The sequence below is a fragment of the Paenibacillus wynnii genome (assembly GCF_000757885.1).
Classification (GTDB): Bacteria; Bacillota; Bacilli; order Paenibacillales; family Paenibacillaceae; genus Paenibacillus_AQ; species Paenibacillus_AQ wynnii.
This window is the reverse complement of the sequence record NZ_JQCR01000003.1, coordinates 987,365-1,007,777: the sequence shown is the minus strand read 5'-3', so window position 1 is coordinate 1,007,777 and position 20,413 is coordinate 987,365. Positions and strand designations below refer to the sequence as shown.

Here is a 20,413-nt window from a genome sequence, read left to right as displayed (position 1 = left end):
ATTCTATTAATGAATTGTAATTACAGGGCAAATAATTTCCTCCATCAAATGATTAGTTTTTTGTGTTAAACTCAACTCAGGTAGTTCGATATAAATGTACAACTTAAAGTTAACTTTAAGTCAATGCTTTTTTACTCATTTTTTTGGAGGAGATCAAATGTTATATACAGTCGGTGAAGTGGCCAAGCAGCTTAATGTTGCCGCTTCAACATTAAGATATTATGACAAAGAGGGATTACTTCCGTTCCTGGAACGCTCCGGCGGCGGTATGCGTGTGTTCAAAGATGAAGACTTATCATGGCTGAGAATTATTGAATGTCTGAAAAAAACAGGTATGCCTATCAAAGAAATAAAGAATTTTATGGATCATTGTATGGAAGGCGATTCGAAGATAGACGAACGCCTATCCATCATGGAATCGCAGCGTGATGCTGTTATCAAGCAGATGAAAGAAACGCAAGAGATGCTGGATATGCTGAATTACAAATGCTGGTATTATGAAACTGCAAAAGCAGCAGGAACATGCGCTGTACACGCTAATGTACAAACAGAGAATGTTCCCAAGGATTATCATAAATTTCTATAATCTTTATTTCATTTTATTGGCTTCCGCGTACTGTTCATCATTTACAGGCCCCAACCATTCGGTTTCTGGTTTATTTGGTTCTCCTGCATCGAATAAAATAGTGTCTTTCATGTCTTTAACTATCATGTCATTTTCCTCCTTTAGTCCTCAAGTTTCCGGAATTATTCCTCTATCGTTCTTATCACTTTTGCGGGCATTCCACCTACAATTGTATTGGCAGCTACATCTTTAGTTACTACCGCCCCCGCCGTTACTATTGAATTCTCACCGACTGTTATACCGGGCAGGATGGTTGCACCAATGCCTATCCAAGCTCCCTTTTTTATAACAATGGGATGTGAAAGGGTCGATCTCCTTTGGGACGGTGTTATTGGATGATTGGTAGTCACAAGATTTACCTTTGGAGCGATTAGGACATGATCTTCAATGGTTATTCCGCCTCTATCCATAAATGTGCAGCCTTGGTTAATAAAAACCTCTTTAATCACTCGGATATTTTGACCATAATCCGTATAAAACGGTGGCAATAATTCAAACGTTCCGTCCACTTTCTCCCCGGTTAACTGACTGATTGAACACTCCCGCCACCTGTAGAGGTGGCGGGAGTGTTCAATACTATAAAATAATAACTATTAAAGGAGGAGATATATGTGAGTTATCGAAAAGGGTTTCTACAGTTGCTGATTTTTATAATGGTTGCGTTGATTCTTGTACCTGCTGGAGGGGGAAAAGCAGTTGCGGCTGACGTTCGTCCGATAAGCTTATCAGGTGGTTATGCGCATGGACTTTCTGCGTGGAGCGACGGCACAGTTACCGGCTGGGGATACAACAAATACGGCCAAGTAGGCGATGGAACGGCTATTGACCAATATGTCCCGAGAAAAATTGCCGGCCTGACGGATATTGTTCAAGTAGCAGCTGGTTCTAGTAGCTCGTTTGCTTTAAATTCAGCCGGGGAAGTATGGGGCTGGGGTCAAAACTACAGTTTATATATCAATAACGACCCGTTGTTGCCCTACCAGAAAAGAAGCGGGCCGACCAAGCTCGAAGGGCTTCAAAATGTGGCATCGATCATTACAAATGGCTATACCGGCTTGGCGATAAAAAAGGATGGTACAGTGACCATGTGGTATCCTTCCTTTGACCAGACTGACAATGTACTCATGACGGTACGCTATTTGCCGCTGACCGGCATCTCGGGTATCCGGTCTGCCGTTATTGCTGGCAATGATGCGCTTTTCCTTACCGACAGCGGCGGTGTAAAGCAGCTCAGCATATATAATAGTGTATACGGCAGAGTCCGCTGGGCAAGTGACCCGGTCTCAGTAAATTCGCTTGCCGCTTCCGGAATCAAGCAAATTGCCGCCTCCGGTGACAATGCTTTCCTACTGCGTACGGACGGTCAGGTTCTTAGATGGAACCGGACATTGAAAACACCTTCCACAGTTGCCGGGCTCGGTAGTGCCTACAGTCTGCAGACAGGGTACAATAAGCTATTCTTGGTGAGAGGAAACGGCACACTCTGGCAATGGGATTATAACGCCGGAGCTCTGGCTAAGCCATATCAGATCAAAGATGCCCAGAGCATTACCAATGTTTGGGGCAGCACGGGGAGCTTCGGCTTCGCACAGCGCAAGGACGGGACATTGCTGGGCTGGGGTGCAGGATTTTATAGTGGATTAGCATTAGGCAGCGGAACTGTAACCAATGATGCATCCATAACAGCGGTGCCGGTTCAGGCTCCGCTTACTTTTACAGTGAACGGACAGACTGTTGATTTTTATGCATCCTCGGGGGTAATTAACGGAAAGATTTACGTTCCTTCGACCAGTGTGTTCAAAGGACTCGGAGTAAAGGTAAATATGACTTTGTCCAATCCCGATCCGGCGCAATTGTTCATTAACGGCAAAAAGTCGGGGCAGGACATTACGCTAAAATACTTATCCAATACAACTCTGTTTCCACTGCAGGAGCTCTGTACACTGCTTGGTATCCGTTTGGACTGGAATCCTGCTACTGGTGAAGTTCAATTGGAATCATAGGGTAAAATACCTTGCGATTGTAAGTTCGCATCACTATTAGATACGTAACACTTAGAATAGCTGTAAACCATGTGCGCCAGCGTAAACAAGATGAGTAAACTCACATCGGCAACCCATGCAACCCGTACAGTTCGCTAAGCATATTTGAAATATTGTCTTTAATGGACATGAAAATATCCCCTCTAAGTTCACTCGCTACCTAATGTTAACATTAGGCTTTTTACGAGTGTCTACTTAAAGGGGATAATACCAGAAGGCGACTTTTTATATTTGTTTAATTAGGGGGTCAGCCCCTTTTCTGACAGTCGTGTAGCTTTAACCACATACTTCGCCAATCCAGGAAACATTCTCGCCAGTCCTGGATACAGCCGGTTGGTTTTGGCGAAAGCCAGCTGCTGAATTCGTCTGGCTCTCTTCAGCAGCTTAGTGAACTCTTTATTTGCTTCATCGGTATACCCGCTTTGCCACTGATGATAGTTAAGCGTTCCCTTTAGATAGTTATCGGTCCATCCTGAACATAACAATGCGGACCGCAGGGCAATCGACATTCCATCTCCGCACAGAGGTGGGATCATGAGCATCGCATCTCCGACATGAGGGAATTCTGACCATGGATCCGGTACGTCCGACAAGCGAAGTGGTGCAATCGACACTTGGGAACCTGGCACAGGAGTTCCCTCAGCGAGCCTTGCGGCGAGACGGCTGTTAGTCTGAGCAGCAGCCCGTAAAATTTCCAGCACAGACTTTCCGCTCCCTTGCACGGAATCTAGAGTTAGTAACGCTGCTACGTTTGCCTTTCCCTCTTCAATCGGAGAAATTCCGATATATCCTCCATTGCAGAAATACAGCTCTACCTGCTCCGGTACGTTAATCCCGTTGTAATGTGATTTTATACCAATGTATACAGTATCATCTCTAATATCCTCAACAGCAGACGCTTTACCACGGGGTTTCTTCGTTCCATATGCACCTATAACAGCCTTGGCTTGATACCGGACGAGCTTATCTCCTTGCCGGCAGTCCACTTCGTAAACATGACTATCCAACTTATGAATACCGGTTACCGTTGCTTTCGTTACAATTTCTGCTCCCGCTGAATGAGCCTTCTGGTGAAGAATCCTGTCTAGCTCATAACGGCTGATACCAATGGCCTGCCCTGGCAGAGGTACTTCAATCTCTCCTCCGTGGGGTAGGATGATGCGTGCTCTGTCCATGGTACTGTGCGCAATCTTTTGACTCGTAAGATCGACTCCCAGAACCTCCAGCATTTCCTTCGTTTCCGGTGACATGAATTCGCCGCAGGTCTTATGCCGCGGGAACTCCTGACGGTCCATGAGGAGCGTATGGTGACCCAAGCGAGCAAGCTGAAGTGCCGTGCTGCTGCCAGCAATCCCCGCACCGATCACAATCGCGTCCACTTGCTTCATCATCCTCAGTTCACCTGCTTTGGGATTACCACTGAATAGCGGAACAGCGGTTTCCATGTATATGTCATTGCTTCGGATTGAAGCTTAAGCTTCAGTTCCTGCCAATCCTTGCCCTTAAAGCCTTTGGCCACCGACAGTGGTCCGTCATGCCGAATGTACCGGTTGCGTGAGATCATACGTGTAACTACCCAGACCGCCGCATACGATACCGGATGGCGGTGAATATCGTTAATTACAACGCCGTAATTTGAGGCTCTCCGCATATGAGATACCATATCCACCAGCTGCTGACCGTCAAAATGATGAACGAATTGCGACCCCGTCACAATATCAGCAGAGCCATCGGCCAGTTCTTGGAGATTCGCCTGTATAACCTTCACTCTCGGTTCATGGCGAAATAAATGCCTGGCCTCTTGGCAGGCTTCTTCTGTTATGTCGACCAGGGTAATCTCCAGTTGAATTCCCTTTTGCTCACCCCATTGCAGCAGCTTTTGATTCACGTCACCAGAGCCTGCACCTACATCGAGAATACTTAGAGTCCGGGGGCGGCCGATGGCTTGCCATAATTTCTCTACGCCAGCTTTGGTTGGGCCTGTAGCAGCTAATATCCGATTAAGCCGCCTCAGATGCTTCAGTGCTTCAATGAGTTCTTGTCCACCCATGGAAAAATCATCCATTAGCTCATCTTCCTTCGCCCGGACCGACAACGTTCTAAAGAACGGCATGATTCTGCTCCTGAATGGACGAAGAATATGCCGGTACAAAGGTAAAACGCATCAGTTCGGCTGTCAGGCCCGGTCCGAACGCCATTGCTACCCCTTCCTTAGATGCACTTTCCTGAGCTATCATGTCCAGACGCATCGCTTCCAGGACAAACATGATCGTGACGGAAGAAAGATTGCCAGCCGTTCTTAAGACTTCTCTGCTGTAATGAGTCTGTTCATCTCGCAATTTCATGACGTCTTGAACCGAGTCGACAATACCGCGTCCGCCCGGATGAATGGCCCACAGATCAGGAAGCTTCTTGTTTCCAAACAGCACCCCGAGTTCTGTTTCCAGGTGAGTTCCCAGCAGTTTCGGAATTCGCGGAGATAAATACAAGTCATACCCGATGTTGCCCACTTCCCACGTCATCTCCTCTGTGGAATCAGGAAGAAGCACGGAATAACCTGAACCCAGACTCAGATAGTGGTTGTTATGTGATTCTGGAGCTCCGATTACAGAAGCAGCTGCCCCATCGCCGAAAAAGGAAGCTGCAAACAAAGCTTCTCTTTCCTTAGCAGGTTGGAAATGAAGCGTACATAATTCAACACAGACGACCAGTACCTTAGAACCGGGAGCACCCAGAACGACATCCCGGGCCATTTGGATAGCCTTTAAACCAGCCGCACATCCTTGGAAAATTAAGGGAAGGCGATTCACGCGCGGTGACATTCCCAATTTCCTGATAAGCATAACATCCAGTCCCGGCAAGTATTGGCCTGTACAGCTGACGGTAATCAGATGGGTAATATCTCCGGAAGACTGTCCGGCATTACGCAAGGCCTTCTCGGCAGCTTGCAGTCCCAGCGGAAGCGCCTCTTGTTGATATTTCTTCATTCGTTCCTCGGTTGTCGGGATAACCGATTGGTCTCCTGATGGCAAATAGCGGCAGGTCTCTGCTGAACCCAAGTAACTGTCATCACATGTATAACGGGTCTCAACTCCGCAGGATTTGAATATTCTTTTGGCGAAGCGAGCCAGATCCGGACTGTCTTGAAGCGAGGATGCGATCAGCTCAGCTACATCTGACTGTGCAATCGAATGAATTGGCAGTGACGTTCCTATTCCTAGAATTGCCGCTCCGGTGTTCCTGTTGAGTTGTGTCATATTTTAATCCTCCGTTAATGGATTTATAGATTTGGTCAACAATGTTTACCCTTAACGGGACCTTTATAATCTGTATTCACGTTGTAATCTACGAATGGAATAACATTAGGGAAATCGATGTTCACTAACAGTTTACTATAGTAGTGTTTATATAATTCACCATCAGACGGACTTTGATTCAGTGTTCGAACGGACAAATTGAAAGAAACCGTGCAGGATAAAATCTCTTGGCACGGTCAAAATGAAAGTTCACAGATTAGCTACTAATTGCTCATTGTGCAATTTTGCACTTTGGGCAATACTATATATAGTAAAAGGATTCCAGAACTTTTCTGTACTCAAGAAAGGAGGACGCATGAAATTTGAACCTCAAACTGACGTTTCGTGACAAAAAGAAGGAAGCAACCGGCTTCGCCATAGCCGAAGCGGCCTTTGAGCTTGCGCTTCAACATGGAATGGAAGGCTTCATTATCGATGACGTTGTTCAGAAGGCTGGCTTTTCCCGGCGAACCTTTGCTAACTATTTCTCTTGCAAAGAGGAAGCGGTAGCTGAGTATTTTATCGGCAATGCTTCAAAAGAGGATGGGAACATGCTGTTGGAGGATTTGCCTGCGGACGCAACACCGCTGGATGCCTTGTACAACTTGTTAAAGCTGCAGTTCACCTCTGAGTTTTTGCGTAAATTACGGCAGTTCGTATCGCTCGCAAATCAGTATCCGTCGCTGGAGCCTTATCTCCTCAGTGTTTTTCGCCGACTGCAGATTGCTGCGCAGGAAGTGCTCCAACAGTTCTCACATGGACGTTATACAGACGGTTATACTCATCTGCTTGCAGGTGCTGTCTACGGAGCTTTCGTACCCATTTTGGATGGACGGTTAAATGTCCTCCTGCCGGGCGAAGTACAAGAAGACTCCGATGCTGTGCCATTTGATCAATATTTAAATTCTATGTTTGCTTATTTACGCAACGGCTTCTAAACCAGAGAGAAAAAGGAGAAACCATTACATGTCAATATTTCTATATCGCTTGGGTAAATCGGCTTATTCCAAGCCATGGTATTTCATCATGGCCTGGGTTGTTATTCTTGGTGTAGTTGGAACCCTGCTCGGTATCAACGGCATCCAGTCCAGCTCCGAAATGAAAATTAAAGGCACAGAGTCGCAAAAAGTGCTGGATATGCTAGCTGAGGAACTTCCCGCCGCTGCCGGCGGCCAGGCAAGCGTCGCCTTTACCGCCCCTGACGGAGAACGTCTCGACACGCCGGAGCGTACCACATTGCTCCTAAAGGCTATAAATGATGTCTACAGTATGGAGTACATTATTAATCCTGCTGATCTGGCCGCAGCTGCTGCTGCGGCTGCAGGACAGACAGACGCTGCGGCTCAAGCCGCATCAGCAGTCCCTTACGGAGCGCTGATGACTGACGGTGTTCCGGTTCCCGGCGTGATGCTTTCCGCAGACGGGAATATTGCCCTGTTCCAGTTCCAGTTCACCGTTCAGCAGACGTCTTTGCCCGCTTCCGTACCCGATAATGTCATCAACGCAGTAACCGAAGTCGAACAGGCAGGATCAGGCATTACAGCCATACCGAGTGATTCGCTAAAGAGCACCCCTTCTATCGGATCGACTGAAGCCATAGGGGTTGCTATCGCTGCGGTTGTACTCTTTATTACGCTTGGCTCAGTTGTTGCTGCAGGGCTGCCTCTGATTACCGCACTTCTCGGTGTTGCGATCAGTGTTGGGGGTGCTTTTGCCTTCTCTAATATTATTCAGATGAATGATATTACACCGATTCTCGCTGTCATGATCGGTCTGGCTGTCGGAATCGACTATTCGCTCTTTATCGTAAACCGGCAGCGCCGTTTGATTCTCGATGAGAAATTAAGCGCCCGTGAAGCAGCGAGCCGGGCAATCGGCACTGCCGGCAGCGCCGTATTATTCGCAGGACTGACCGTCATTATCGCCCTCTGTGGTATGTTGGTTATCGGTATCGGATTCTTGTCGACCATGGCTATTGTTGCCGCTGTCAGCGTTCTGGTTACCGTCCTGCTGTCGCTGACGCTGCTGCCTGCAATGCTCGGTCTTGTTGGTGAAAAGATCTGCACAGCCAAAGCCCGCTCCAAAAGCACAGTTGCCGGTAACAAAGGGCGTCATGGTTTCTCACATCGCTGGGCTAATGTCACAGTGAAATACCGCTGGATCATCATTGTTCTGGTCGTTCTGGTACTTGGAACGGTAGCTATTCCGGTAACCAAAATGGACCTGGGCATACCGTCCGGTGCCTCGGCGAACCTGAACACTCCGGCACGCCAAAGCTATGACATTATCTCCGAAGGTTTCGGCGAAGGATTCAACGGACCTCTGCTGCTGGTAGCTCAGCCGAATAATACGTCCGATAAAATTTCAATGGAAACAATCGGCAATCTGGTTCAAGAGCTGCAAATGCACGATAACGTTACGTTGGTATCCCCGATGGGTGTCAACGAAACAGGAGATATCGCTATTATCAGTCTAATTCCTAAAACCGGACCGACAGATACAGAGACAAGAGATTTGGTGCAGGATCTGCGCGATCCCGCTTCCAGCCTTGCAACAGGTAGTGATGTAACGATTGGTGTGACCGGCTTCACTGCCATTAACATCGATATGTCATCCAAGCTTTCCGATGCATTCCCTATCTATATTGGCATTATCGTAGTCCTGTCGCTGATCATCCTACTGCTTGTATTCCGGTCGGTCATCGTTCCGATCAAAGCAACTGTTGGTTTTATTCTCAGTATCCTTGCCACCTTCGGTCTGACAACGGCGGTTTACCAGTGGGGATGGATGCATTCCCTGTTCGGATTTGACACAGGAGGCCCACTGCTAAGCTTTATGCCGATTCTGGTCACCGGTATTTTGTACGGATTGGCGATGGATTACCAGGTGTTCCTGGTGAGCTCCATGCGTGAGGCTTACGTTCACGGACGACGCGGTAACGATAGTATCGTTCATGGCTATGATCTCGCCAGCCGCGTCGTACTTGCCGCAGGAGTAATTATGGTTTCCGTCTTCGCCGGTTTTATTTTTGCACCTGACGCAATGATTAAACAGATCGGCTTCGCGTTGGCATTCGGTATTCTTATCGATGCATTCATCATTCGTATGACGCTCGTTCCAGCCGTCATGGCTGTCTTTGGCGACAAAGTCTGGTGGCTTCCGAAATGGCTAGATCGTCTGCTTCCGAACCTCGATGTCGAGGGTGACAAGCTGATCGCCAAACTCTTGTCTGAAAAAGCTGAGAGGCATTAAGAAAAAGTCAACATAAATGCCGTTCGCCCAAAACCGAAAACAAGAGAGCCTAAGGATATAATCTGTCTCCGGGCTCTCTTGTTTAAGTTAATAAACGTGAGAATACTTCAATTGATAACATCTCCGATGGCGCACCATCATTGACTAATGTTCCATCCAGCACGGTTTCTTGATCATTGTATAAAAGGATTTTCAAAGTGAGATTGACAAAGAGAACGGCAAAAATAATGATATAAAAGATGATGTAATCTTGCAGTATGCTGGAACCGCGAAAGAAGTCTATAATTTAATGAAAACAGATCTATAGCAGATTATTTAGAGAAGAGGTCACAACAGACATGCTAGAGCCAAACATAACCAACCAATTGAAAAAAACACTGCAAGAAAGTATCGACAACAAGGAAATCGCCGGTGCGAATTTCATGGTGATCAAGGATGGTAAGGAGGAATTTTACCATCAAGACGGCTTGGCCGACATGGAATCGGGACGCCCTATTGCAAGGGATTCGATTTTCCGTTTATATTCAATGACTAAGCCGATTACCGCCACTTCCGTCATGATGTTGTTGGAGCGTGGAGATATCGATTTGTTCGATCCTGTAAGCGGCTACATTCCAGGTTTCAAAAATCAACTGGTCGAGAAAAACGGTGAGCTGATGCCTGTCAGCCGGGAAGTCAACATTCATGATTTGCTGAACATGACATCGGGATTGGTATACGGCGGGACCGACAAAGCCGGGCAGCATACGGAAGCATTGTTTCAAGAAATGGGCAGCCGATTGTACGGTAAAAATTCTATGAGTACATTGGAATTCGCAAACCGCTTGGGGGAAGGGCCTCTTTCGTTCGAGCCGGGATCGTACTGGCAATATGGAACGTCGGCAGATGTCCTTGGTGCGATTGTGGAAGCGGTTAGCGGCAAGCGATATGGCGAATTTTTGGAGAAGGAAATATTCGCGCCGTTACAAATGAAAGATACCGGTTTCTGGCTGCCTGAAGAAAAAAGAAACCGCCTTGCCAAAATCTATCAGGATGACGGCGTAGGCGGCTTAAAGCTATACGAAGAAAGCCATCTTGGCATCGGCTGTCAGATGGATCGGGAACCAAAATATGAGTCTGGCGGGGCGGGCCTTGCATCGACGATTGATGATGCCGCTAAATTCACGACGATGCTGATGAATCAAGGCAGCTTAAACGGCGTAAGTCTGTTAAAACCTAGAACAGTTCAATATATGACATCGGCTGCTTTAACCAATTGGCAGCAAGAAGGCTTCGATACGTGGCATACATTGCGCGGCCATAGTTACGGCAACCAGATGCGCATCATGACCGACACAGGTAAAGCCGGAATAATCGGCGGACAAGGCGAATACGGCTGGGATGGATGGCTTGGTGCATACTTCAGCAATAGTCCTCAAGATGGCTTGACTATCCTATTTATGATTCAGAAAAAAGATGCCGGCACGATGTCCATTACGCGCAAACTGCGCAATATCGTGTTCAGCACTTTGTAAGGAGTATGCCAATAACCATTCTAATCATGTCTTCTGCATTTTAAACGCAGAAAACAACAAAGAATCCGCACTAGTTGCGGATTCTTTGTTGTAAGTGCGAAAGTCACAGCTACTTATCATTCCGGAAGCGTAATTCGATACAGCTTGTCATCATTCTCCTGAGGTGTACCACGCCCGTCCGAATTATTGCTGATGAAATATAGAATATTATCCTCTATAAGGACATCCCGGACTCTTCCAAGACCCGTAACTACCTCACGGCTTTTGCCAGTTTGAAGATCAAACTCGAGAATAGCCTCTCCCCTTAAAGTCGCAACAAATAATTTGCCGTTGTTGTGATCCATACCGGACGGTGCCCAAGTTGCTCCATCACCAGAAGTAAATATCGGTGTAATCATACCCTCTTGTTTCTCATCACCTTGAATCACCGGCCAGCCATAATTACTGCCAGCCTTGATTTGGTTGACTTCATCGTTGGCATTGTTACCATGCTCGCTTGCGTACATCGTCCCATCAGGCAGCCAAGTCATTCCTTGAGGATTACGATGTCCATAACTGTACACATAAGAATTTGGAAATGGATTATCGCTTGGAATGGATCCATCAAGATTCATACGTAAGATTTTCCCGCCCAGTGTATTTGGGTTTTGCGCGATTTCGGATTCAGAGGCGTCACCGACGGTAGCATATAACTTTCTATCCGGTCCAATCTCAAGTCTTCCCCCATGGTGCACGGAGCCGCTTGGAATCCGATCCAAAAGTAAACGCTCCTCCTTCCAAGCTTGTTCCTCCATTCGGAGCGTTACCATCCGGTTATATTGTCCGGACTCCTCTTCATACGTATAATACGCATAAGCCAAGTGTGTCTCCGAAAAGTCAGGTGCGAGCACAAACCCTAATAATCCAGCCTCTGAAGCACCCGCAAGTTGTTTCTCGAGCTCTAAACTGTGCCGTACAACGGATCCATTTTCGATTGTCACGATGGTTCCCGGCCTTTCCGTTACATAGAATGTATCTCCCAGTTTCTCGATTGACCATGGAACCTCAAGATTTTCTGTAATTACCGCTTGTGTTGTTTTCGGCGCTTGTGTTGCTTTGGATACTGCGGGTTCATCGTGTACTGGTGAAGTTTGCTGTGGTTCTGTTGAATTGGCCCGGTTGTCTTCAGTACACCCCGTGATAACAATTAGTCCAATCATGAGGATGGCACAAACTTGTTTCATTTAGAGTCCCCCTTCACTCCGTACTCTCTTACCTTCTCCTAACAATACCCCTTTCTTCTGGTTACAAACCTCAGGAACACCATCCAGATTAATCGTTATGTTACAGGCTTTTATAGTTTCGGTTAAAAACCACTGACGACTGTAGTACTTGCAAGCGGGATTTTTGAAGTCTTATTAATAAAATCTAATTCGATAGAATCATGAAGTATAATCTGTTGATGTAATTTATTTAGAAGGAATCTTTCCTACTAATTCAAAGATTGAACCACCTATGGCTTATTCAATTCTTTCCTTGCGGACAGATTTAGGAATAACAACGACATTTCTTTGCGTCAGCCAGCGCAACACGACTTGAGCAACAGACTTATTATGCTTTCAGCAATCGCTACTATGATCTCATTCTGGAACATGTTATTTTTACCTTCTGCAAAAGGGGCCCAGGATTGAATCTGAACTTGATTCTCGTTCATCAGGATCTGGCTTTCAATTTGCTGATTAAATGAATGAGTTTCAATCTGGTTTACAGCTACTCAAGATCTCATCGTAAATAGCACAGGGCGCCAATATAGTTGCATAATACGCCATTTCATTATCCTTAATGAGAAAGACGGACCACTGAGCTACAGTGATCCGTCTTTTCATTGATTAAGAGTTATTTATGAGTTACAAATGAGATCCGCCACTTGCATCAATCAATTGACCAGTTATCCAACGACTATCGACAGAGGCAAGAAAGGCGGCTATATCTGCCACATCTTCAGGCTCCCCCCATCTTTTGAAGGTTGATAGACCCGCAGCAAACTTCTGTCCTCTGGGATCTTGCAAGGTTCCAGCATTCATTTCAGTATTAATAATACCAGGCTGGATAGCGTTCACAGTAATATTACGTTGCCCAAGTTGCTGAGCTAAAACGCGGGTAAATGTGTCGATTGCACCTTTGGACACGCTGTAGGTGAAAACACTAGGAGAGGCTACACGTGTAACAAATGATGAAATATTGATAATACGGCCTCCATCATTTAGACGCAGTAAAGCTTGCTGAGTAACAAAAAGAGGTGCTTTGACGTTAATGTTCATGACTTCGTCAAAAGATTCTTCCGTCGTCTCTTCTATAGTTGCGATTTGACCGATTCCAGCGTTATTCACAAGAATATCAAAGCGATTATCTCCTGTACGTTTCCGAAGGACTTCATCCAGTTTTGCAAATAAATCATGAATGCCGTTAAGGGTACATAAGTCAGCACCGATCGTGAAGGCGGAGCCTCCACTCTGCTCAATCTTTTGAACCACTTCCTCTGCTTCATTTTGTCTTCTCCCATAGTGTACTGCGACGACTGCGCCCTCCCGTGCTAGGCGTAACGCAATCCCGCGACCAATCCCGCGGCTTGCACCGGTTACTAACGCAATTTTACCGTTCAACTTATTCATGTCTTCATCTCCTTGTTTGGATTTCATGATTAGTTATATCACAAGGAGATGTTTGAAATGTTGCTCTTTCATTCCCCCTCCAATACCGCCGAAGGTTGCCTTTATGGCATGGTCAACGGAGCTTTTGGATAAAGCTGTAGTATTTGCATATAACTAATACCAATCTCAGGGAAGGAGCATTACAATCATGACCAAACCGATTAAGCCTAACGGCTCACAGCATGCAGCACCACCATCAGATGATCCTAAGAAGCAAGGCAGATCCGCAGCTAAGAAGAAATCGAAGTAACTTGTCAGCAGGATAAAGAATAATATGGGCGCCGATTCTCGGCTTTATTTTAAATCTTGGCATCAAGTTCTTCAGCTTAAAAGAAAGATTCAGCCCTTTGTCGATCAACAAAAAGGATGATATTCACCAGTGTGAAGATCATCCTTTCTTTTCTCATTGCTATGTCAGATCTAGGCCTGGTCTTTTCATGACTTCACTGACTTGGTAATTGTTTTTATGGTTTAAAACTTTTTAATTGTAAAATTATTGTATTAAATAATCCATGATATCTCCTTTCTTTGCATATCGAATTAATCCATTTATTTCTTTATATACACGCCTTGTTCCGTTCTCATAATTCCACCAGTTATCTGGCCTTGTTGTTTTATCTAAGACAGGAGAGAAACTATATTCGATCCATGTTGGCGCATATTGTTGAAACGTTAAATGGCATCTACGGATATGATAAAAAGCTGTACATATCAAAATTCGCTTTATATTCTTTAAACCAATATGTTCATCTAGTACTTTTATAGATTCTATAACATTTTCTTTAGTATTAGTTGAGAATGTTTCTGTTAGAATTGCATCTTCTGGCACGCCTTTCCCCACAGCAAACTCTTTCATCGAAATTGCTTCGATGTATTCCCCATTATCTCCACCTGAAAAAAGAATTTTGTTTGAACGCCCTTGTTTATAAAGTTCTACCGATGCTGGTGTTCTATATTTATTACTTGTTCTAGTACTACCGGGTACAAAAATACAATCACTTGTTTTAAGATCATCTTTTATATCTTCAAACAAAATTTTCTGTATTAATTCTCTTGTAATTAATCCTTCATCAAGGTCTGAAAGATACAAAAATACCTCTCCTTTCTACACATCAGGCAACGAGCCTCTTCTTTGAATTAACTCTCTATAATCTTATTCAAAAATATCAGTGTAAGATTTTGGTTAACTTCTTCCGATTTATGCTGCGTATAACCCAACTTCCAATATAAATTAAGATTCTTCTTGCTTCTATGTCCTGTAAACAACTCAAATCTTTTGGTGTGGCTAAATATGTCTTCAATACTTTTCATAAGTTTTCTGCCTATACCACGATTTTGGAAATCGGGATGAACAATAAGTTTACCTATATTACATGTGAGATTTTCTTTTGATATAGCCCTAACGGAGCCAACTATTCTACCATTAATTTGAGCTTTTAATATTATGGAATTATCAAATTCTTGTCTTAATTCTTCAATGGTCTGTTTCAGCGGCTGAATAGTAAAATCATTATAAAGCACAGCCTCACTTCTATAGGAACTATATTGAAGATCAAGGATTTCTTTTAAATCTGTTTTTTCGGCTCTTGAAATAATCATCTCTTATTTTTCCTTTGGTATGTTTTTTTTAAGGCTTTCCGATATCGTTCCGTGTCACGACGCTCCACTGGCTTAAAGGTCACCAGCCCCGGGTCCAACGGACTTAGCCAGTGCAGGATTATCTGCTGATCCGCTTTTTCGATTGTTTCTACCCTTCCTATTTTCTTTACTCTTGAATAAATATCTTAAACCTTTACCTGCATATAGTTCATCAGAATATCTAGGAATTATATGCAAATGTGAATGAAATATATGTTGTCCCCCTACGTACCCACAGTTCCAACCCACATTATATCCATCAGGTTTATATTTATTATCAATATACTGTTTTACTTCATGTAATAGTTGATAGGTTGCATTCCATTCTTTTTGACTTAAATCATATAATGTTTCTCGATGCTCCCTTGGTACAATGATTCCAGCCCCTTCTATTTCTTGTTGTTTTAATAGAGTATAGATACAATACTCATTACTTAATACAATTTCATGATCGAATTTAGAAACTATATTACAATACACACAATCATTCATGAATACACCTCTATTAAGTTTTAGTTTTTATGAGGCTTTTTAATTTAGGGGACCAAGCATCAGGCTTCGCAGCGTGAATCTGTTATTTATGAAGCTACCTCTTCCTCGATATACCATTAAATTGTCCTTAGGGTCTTTATCCAATATTTGCATGTGCCATCCTTAATTTCTTCTAATTGTCCATAATTGTATTCAATAATTTTACGGGATGGATAATTGCGTTCATCACAAGTTAATAATACTTGATCTATCTTTTTATATATTGCTTCCTTGATGAGTTCTCTTAGTAAGATCTTCCCATAACCTTTATTACGTTCTGAGGGTCTAATAACATAACCAATGTGTCCCCCATGTTCAAGTAATGAATCATTTAAGAAATGCCGCAACTTCCCATACCCAACTGGTCTTTCATTTATATATAGCCAATATAGGGTTTGAGGTACATGACAGGGAAGTAAGTTAAGACCTTGAGAGTACTCATAGTTTCTAATTAATTTTGTATTGAATGCATCTTCATTGTCTACTTTCAAGCTATTAACGAATCCATTCTCACCCGGACCAATTTCTCTAATCATTTCAAATATTTGGGTATCTTCACTTTTTCTTAGTTCTTTCAACATTATCTTCATTGAATTCACCTTCATATAGTTTTAATAGGCGGTTTCCTCTAACGTTCTTGAATTCACGAACTCGAGAACCTTAAGGCTCTGCCAGAGCCGGACACGACGCGGTTAGATTTGCAGGGTATTCGCCTAATTCCGCTTCCCTGTCAAAATCTTCGGCGGATCAAGGGGCGTCAGGCCCGTAGCGTGAATACGTTGTTAGATGATGTCAACACTACTTCTAATCACTTTCAAATTTCATTCATCCAATTTTTTTACCAAATACATTAATAAATCATCATCAACCATTACTGATTTTCCAGGTAACACTTGAATGTTTTTGTATGTAATTCCTTTACCGTCCATGATATATCCACGTTTGTTATACATTATTTGAGCATTTCCATAATCTTTATAAAGCCCTACTCCTAATCCAATCATTTTTGAGTTTTTTGATGCTATTCTTTCTAATTCATCAAAAATTTTACTAGCAATTTTCTTTCTTCTGAATTCCGGAAAAACATTCAAATCATTTATTTCAGGTATGTTTTCGCTTTCAAAAAAAGGATAATTAGAATTGTGCAATAGGTGACAACAACCAGCTAGTACCCCCTCATAAAATGCAATCAAAGTAATTCTCTTATCCTCCAGATTTTCTTTAAGGCAATTTATAAAATAGTCATTTGAGGTATACCATGGATACTTATTAGAAAATTCTTTATCTAGCAAGTAAACTTCTTCATGGCTTGAAAGTTGATTTAAGGTTATTTTGTCTGTCATCATTAAACCTCTTTCTGTCGATTTCACATAACGTTCTTGTGTTCACGACGTCCTAGCGCCTTAAGGTTTCGCCAGGAACCGGCTGCCGCATGCTCCAGTTAGGTGGTGGGATGTGTCTGCCTGATTCACTTCCACGAAATGCTTCGGGCAGACCAAGGATCTGCTTGCCGATCCGCAGCGTTGAATGCGATGTTAGGTGAAGTTAATGCCATCATTGATTTATCATGCATCATATCTTCTTAATATTTCTTCAATTGCTTCTACTTGTAGTTCATAGCTGTTATTAGCCACAATTTCTAGATTTGTATTATCTATCTCTTCAACTACATGAATCTTATACTTCCATTCATTGATATTCATATCCCCTATTATTCTAAATTCTACTAAAAAGTCTTGCAGACATATGTCCTTCAAGTCTTCTCTAATATTTACTACTTTCCATAAATTATTATACTTGTCTGAATATATTGGGTAATGTTCATTGTATTTTAGTAAATCCTGTATATATTGCGAAGGTATATATTCATCAAAACTATATATTATCTGGTCACCAACTTTCGTCATACCATAAATAATGTCATTGAATAACTCCAAATAAGAATTGATTGAAAAGTAATTTTGTATTTTATATCTTTTCATGTTTTCTCCTTAATTCTTTGCATTAATTTCACCTAACGTTAGTGCATTCACGACGCCTCACTGGCTTAAGGCAGCTAGGCCGGGTGGCTCCGCCACTTAGCCAGTGCAGGAGTGTCCGCTTGTTTCCACTTCCCCGAAATTCCACAGGCGGACCAAGGGAGCGTCAGCTCCTGCAGCGCGAATGCGATGTTAGGTGATGCACTTGCCTTCTCTGAAATGACATTTAAAATTTGATCATCCGTTACTTGTATGCGCAGATTCGAGAGTATAGGTGTAAAAACGTTCCACTTATGATATGTCTCGCTCTTTAACGCCGCACCTCTCCAGACAGATACCGAGCTCTTTTTTTTACAAAAACAGCAAAGTGAATTTTCCGTAAATTTCTTCCTTTTAGTATAACAGCCACTCACATATATGGATATTGATATACAAAAAAGCCCTAGATGATTGCTCCATCTTGAAGCCCTATACTTCGGTGGAGAAATACTCTCCCTTATCTCGAATTTCACAACTACCCTTTTCTCACTCAAACAAGTGCCGGTGACTATCAAAGCACCTCACCAGCTCATTAATATGTATAGCTTAGGACATATCTACAACACTCTAAACATACAAATCCCACCCCACAATAAAAGCAGCAAATATGAAAGCCGAGATTCCAGACATGATGTACATAACCTTTTGCTTTTTGCTGTAACTTCTCTTCCACAGTTTGTAAATAAGCAAGCCAAGATACGCCACTGCTAGAACCACATAAAGTAGGTTAAACATTAAATTGATGCGTAACGAAGAATAAGAGGGATAACTTGGAAGTCTCATGAAGATGATTAAAAGATTAAGAAGAAGAACCACACCTACAAAATTAATGGCAAGATGATATTTATCAAAATCTATTGGAGGATTTCCTCGTTTATTTAGTTTGTAAAGAAGCATCTGGATTAAATAGCCGATCAAAGCACTAAAACTGAAAATTATGGATAACGCAACAGGAATAAGAGATATCTTAATCAAGTTTACCTTTAAACTCGATACAGGCAAGAAATCAATGTAAGGAGTGACGGAAATTTTCTCAATAACACCATTATGCTCGACAACATTATATAAATTGCTTAACTCAGCATTTGTATATTTCGTTATATCAAGAGCACTAAATAAATTAGTAAATCTAGAGGTTGCCCGTCTGGTAGATTGAAAATATCCTCCCCGCTCAGAAGTAACTGAATTAATATACATATTACTACCAAAAATTTTACTAATTAGTCCATAATAATATATTTCTTCAGAAGACTGGTTTGTCATTACCACCATCCCAAATTTAGATTCTGGATCAAAGACAATTTTACTTGAAAATCCTTTTAAATTCCCCTCGTGCATCAGTGTAGGTACCCAGTATTCCATCTCAACGAACCCATGCGCAAATCGTGGAATAGAAGTCCCATCATAATATAGACTTGTTGACAACATTTCGTTTAACGTATCTCTATTAGTAAATAATAATAAATTGCTATCATCAACAGGCATCAACGCTGCAAGGAATTTCGCTAAATCTTCTGCTGTCCCAATGGCTGCCCCTGCAGGATAAAAGGTTATGTATACTCTGTTCTGAGGGATTAGTTTTAAACCTTTAGTATACCCTTCAATCTCATTCCTTCTTCGAACTACGTCTGGATGATCTTGCCCCGTTGGATGAATCGAAGTGTCTTTGATATTAAGCGGTTTAAATATATGTTGATTGACATATTCATAAAAAGGTTGACCACTTTGCAATTCCACGATGTAAGCGGCTAGACCAACGCCATAGTTTGAATAAGCCACTATGCTATCCGGTTTATATATCTGTTTCGGCTCATTTTTACGCAAAGTTTCTCCTAATTCTAAAGTTTCTTTCTCGGAGTAATAATACACTTCGGCTACTGTTTGATCTTCCCAACCCGCATTATGATGCATCAGGTTCATTAGGGTAATCGATTCATCGTATTTCAGCTTTTTAAAAAATCCCTCTGGTAGATATTCTTTGATATCCGTCTCCAAATCAAGCTTTCCTTGTTCAACAAGCTGCATCACACTAGTATAGACCAACAGTTTAGAGATTGAAGCCCATTCAAAAACCGTAGATGTATCTGCTTTACGCTGATTCTCAATATCCGCCAAACCATATGCCTTATTCACAATGGTTTCACCATCTTTAATAGCCACAACAGAAACGGCAGCGGTATACTTCTCATACGAGGCAACATAAGAATCAATCGTTTCCTCTAACTTGGATAAAGGAATCCTAGATGGTGTAGACTCTACCTGTTCTTCTTCAGCGTGGGCAGGTATTGTTATTGCCATAATGATAAATATGAATGACAGAAAACAAGCTATTACTTTGTTTACAGTGTGATAACTACGATCTTTCTGACGATTTTTCTGCATCAGCTACTCTCCTTCTATCTATCACGTTTAATGTAATTTTTCCATTTTTTATCTACCTCTGCTTTAGTTAAATGATATAAATATCCATTTAGATCAGATCTACTCTTTACTCGTTTATTCCATTCTTCATGTGTATAGTCCATGAAAACAACTCTCTTTTTTTGACTTACATTGATTTTAACTAACGTTGTTGCATTCCCGACATCCCATCACCTTAAAGGTAGCACAGACCCAAGATCCACTGGCTCTCGACTGGGTGCGACCGCGCTTAGGTGGTGTGGGTGTGTCGCTGAATCAGCTTCCCCGAAAATACTTCCGGAGACCAAAGGCCTTAAGGCCCGCTGCGGGAATGCGTAGTTGGTTTATACGTTGTTGTACACTCCTTGAAAATACAGTCAAAGCTGCTCTTTGAATAATTATTGATA

General features: G+C 42.9%; 19 protein-coding genes and 1 pseudogene. 5 read left to right on the top strand and 15 right to left on the bottom strand.

Annotated elements, in window-relative coordinates; all coding sequences use genetic code 11:
* The first annotated feature begins 157 nt into the window (after nucleotides 1–157).
* A complete protein-coding gene (locus PWYN_RS20050; RefSeq protein WP_036655538.1) occupies nucleotides 158–586 on the top strand; it encodes a MerR family transcriptional regulator in 429 nt (142 codons plus the stop codon).
* Between the two features lie 3 nt (nucleotides 587–589).
* On the opposite strand, the gene PWYN_RS30340 is transcribed toward PWYN_RS20050, so the two are convergent.
* Together PWYN_RS30340 and PWYN_RS20045 are read right to left on the bottom strand one after the other, a co-directional pair.
* On the bottom strand, nucleotides 590–712 hold the full coding sequence (locus PWYN_RS30340) for a hypothetical protein (protein WP_276203431.1): 123 nt from the start codon (nucleotides 710–712) through the stop codon (nucleotides 590–592).
* A gap of 35 nt (nucleotides 713–747) precedes the next feature.
* Nucleotides 748–1,134, bottom strand: a complete 387-nt coding sequence (locus tag PWYN_RS20045) for an LbetaH domain-containing protein (protein WP_052088204.1) — start codon at nucleotides 1,132–1,134, stop codon at nucleotides 748–750.
* Nucleotides 1,135–1,236: 102 nt separating this feature from the next.
* On the opposite strand from PWYN_RS20045, the gene PWYN_RS20040 reads away from it, so the two are divergent.
* The gene (locus PWYN_RS20040) at nucleotides 1,237–2,628 is read left to right on the top strand and encodes a hypothetical protein (RefSeq protein WP_084146818.1); all 1,392 of its coding nucleotides are present in this window, start codon (nucleotides 1,237–1,239) and stop codon (nucleotides 2,626–2,628) included.
* 278 nt (nucleotides 2,629–2,906) lie between these two features.
* On the opposite strand, the gene PWYN_RS20035 is transcribed toward PWYN_RS20040, so the two are convergent.
* Genes PWYN_RS20035 through PWYN_RS20025 form a run of 3 tightly spaced genes read right to left on the bottom strand, consistent with a single transcriptional unit; the run spans nucleotide 2,907 to nucleotide 5,924 of the window.
* Nucleotides 2,907–4,058, bottom strand: coding sequence for an NAD(P)/FAD-dependent oxidoreductase (locus PWYN_RS20035; RefSeq protein WP_036655535.1), 1,152 nt, complete (start codon nucleotides 4,056–4,058; stop codon nucleotides 2,907–2,909).
* Nucleotides 4,059–4,060: 2 nt separating this feature from the next.
* Nucleotides 4,061–4,780 (bottom strand): SAM-dependent methyltransferase, encoded by a 720-nt coding sequence (locus PWYN_RS20030; RefSeq protein ID WP_036655533.1) that lies wholly within the window; start codon nucleotides 4,778–4,780, stop codon nucleotides 4,061–4,063.
* Nucleotides 4,767–5,924: a type III polyketide synthase gene (locus PWYN_RS20025; protein WP_036655531.1), complete on the bottom strand. Its 1,158-nt coding sequence runs from the start codon at nucleotides 5,922–5,924 to the stop codon at nucleotides 4,767–4,769. Before PWYN_RS20025 ends, PWYN_RS20030 begins: the two co-directional genes overlap by 14 nt.
* A gap of 362 nt (nucleotides 5,925–6,286) precedes the next feature.
* Between PWYN_RS20025 and PWYN_RS20020 the strand changes: the two genes are divergently transcribed.
* The 3 genes from PWYN_RS20020 (at nucleotide 6,287) to PWYN_RS20010 (ending at nucleotide 10,729) form a co-directional block, all read left to right on the top strand.
* Nucleotides 6,287–6,901 carry a TetR/AcrR family transcriptional regulator gene (locus tag PWYN_RS20020; protein WP_036655530.1) on the top strand — a complete coding sequence of 205 codons (615 nt, stop codon included), beginning with the start codon at nucleotides 6,287–6,289 and terminating at the stop codon, nucleotides 6,899–6,901.
* A 28-nt stretch (nucleotides 6,902–6,929) separates the two neighbouring features.
* The gene (locus PWYN_RS20015; RefSeq protein ID WP_036655528.1) at nucleotides 6,930–9,215 is read left to right on the top strand and encodes an MMPL family transporter; all 2,286 of its coding nucleotides are present in this window, start codon (nucleotides 6,930–6,932) and stop codon (nucleotides 9,213–9,215) included.
* 338 nt (nucleotides 9,216–9,553) lie between these two features.
* Nucleotides 9,554–10,729, top strand: a complete 1,176-nt coding sequence (locus tag PWYN_RS20010) for a serine hydrolase domain-containing protein (RefSeq protein WP_036655526.1) — start codon at nucleotides 9,554–9,556, stop codon at nucleotides 10,727–10,729.
* A gap of 116 nt (nucleotides 10,730–10,845) precedes the next feature.
* Here PWYN_RS20010 and PWYN_RS20005 read toward each other — a convergent pair whose 3' ends face one another.
* The 10 genes and pseudogenes from PWYN_RS20005 to PWYN_RS19960 form a co-directional block, all read right to left on the bottom strand.
* Nucleotides 10,846–11,952, bottom strand: coding sequence for a PQQ-dependent sugar dehydrogenase (locus PWYN_RS20005; RefSeq protein ID WP_036655523.1), 1,107 nt, complete (start codon nucleotides 11,950–11,952; stop codon nucleotides 10,846–10,848).
* Between the two features lie 282 nt (nucleotides 11,953–12,234).
* Nucleotides 12,235–12,479: pseudogene (locus PWYN_RS30085) on the bottom strand (aldo/keto reductase); the annotation flags it as partial.
* Between the two features lie 136 nt (nucleotides 12,480–12,615).
* Entirely contained in the window at nucleotides 12,616–13,380 is a 765-nt protein-coding gene (locus PWYN_RS20000; RefSeq protein ID WP_036655522.1) for an SDR family oxidoreductase, read from the bottom strand.
* A gap of 532 nt (nucleotides 13,381–13,912) precedes the next feature.
* Nucleotides 13,913–14,509, bottom strand: a complete 597-nt coding sequence (locus tag PWYN_RS19995) for a YdcF family protein (protein WP_052088202.1) — start codon at nucleotides 14,507–14,509, stop codon at nucleotides 13,913–13,915.
* A 47-nt stretch (nucleotides 14,510–14,556) separates the two neighbouring features.
* Entirely contained in the window at nucleotides 14,557–15,018 is a 462-nt protein-coding gene (locus PWYN_RS19990) for a GNAT family N-acetyltransferase (protein ID WP_036655519.1), read from the bottom strand.
* 72 nt (nucleotides 15,019–15,090) lie between these two features.
* The gene (locus PWYN_RS19985) at nucleotides 15,091–15,549 is read right to left on the bottom strand and encodes an HIT family protein (RefSeq protein WP_052088200.1); all 459 of its coding nucleotides are present in this window, start codon (nucleotides 15,547–15,549) and stop codon (nucleotides 15,091–15,093) included.
* A 116-nt stretch (nucleotides 15,550–15,665) separates the two neighbouring features.
* Nucleotides 15,666–16,178, bottom strand: a complete 513-nt coding sequence (locus tag PWYN_RS19980) for a GNAT family N-acetyltransferase (RefSeq protein ID WP_036655518.1) — start codon at nucleotides 16,176–16,178, stop codon at nucleotides 15,666–15,668.
* 231 nt (nucleotides 16,179–16,409) lie between these two features.
* Entirely contained in the window at nucleotides 16,410–16,934 is a 525-nt protein-coding gene (locus PWYN_RS19975; RefSeq protein ID WP_240479797.1) for a GNAT family N-acetyltransferase, read from the bottom strand.
* Nucleotides 16,935–17,153: 219 nt separating this feature from the next.
* Nucleotides 17,154–17,570 (bottom strand): hypothetical protein, encoded by a 417-nt coding sequence (locus tag PWYN_RS19970; RefSeq protein ID WP_036655515.1) that lies wholly within the window; start codon nucleotides 17,568–17,570, stop codon nucleotides 17,154–17,156.
* 603 nt (nucleotides 17,571–18,173) lie between these two features.
* Complete coding sequence (locus PWYN_RS19960) at nucleotides 18,174–19,988, bottom strand: serine hydrolase domain-containing protein (RefSeq protein ID WP_052088198.1); 1,815 nt, start codon at nucleotides 19,986–19,988, stop codon at nucleotides 18,174–18,176.
* Nucleotides 19,989–20,413: the final 425 nt, after the last annotated feature.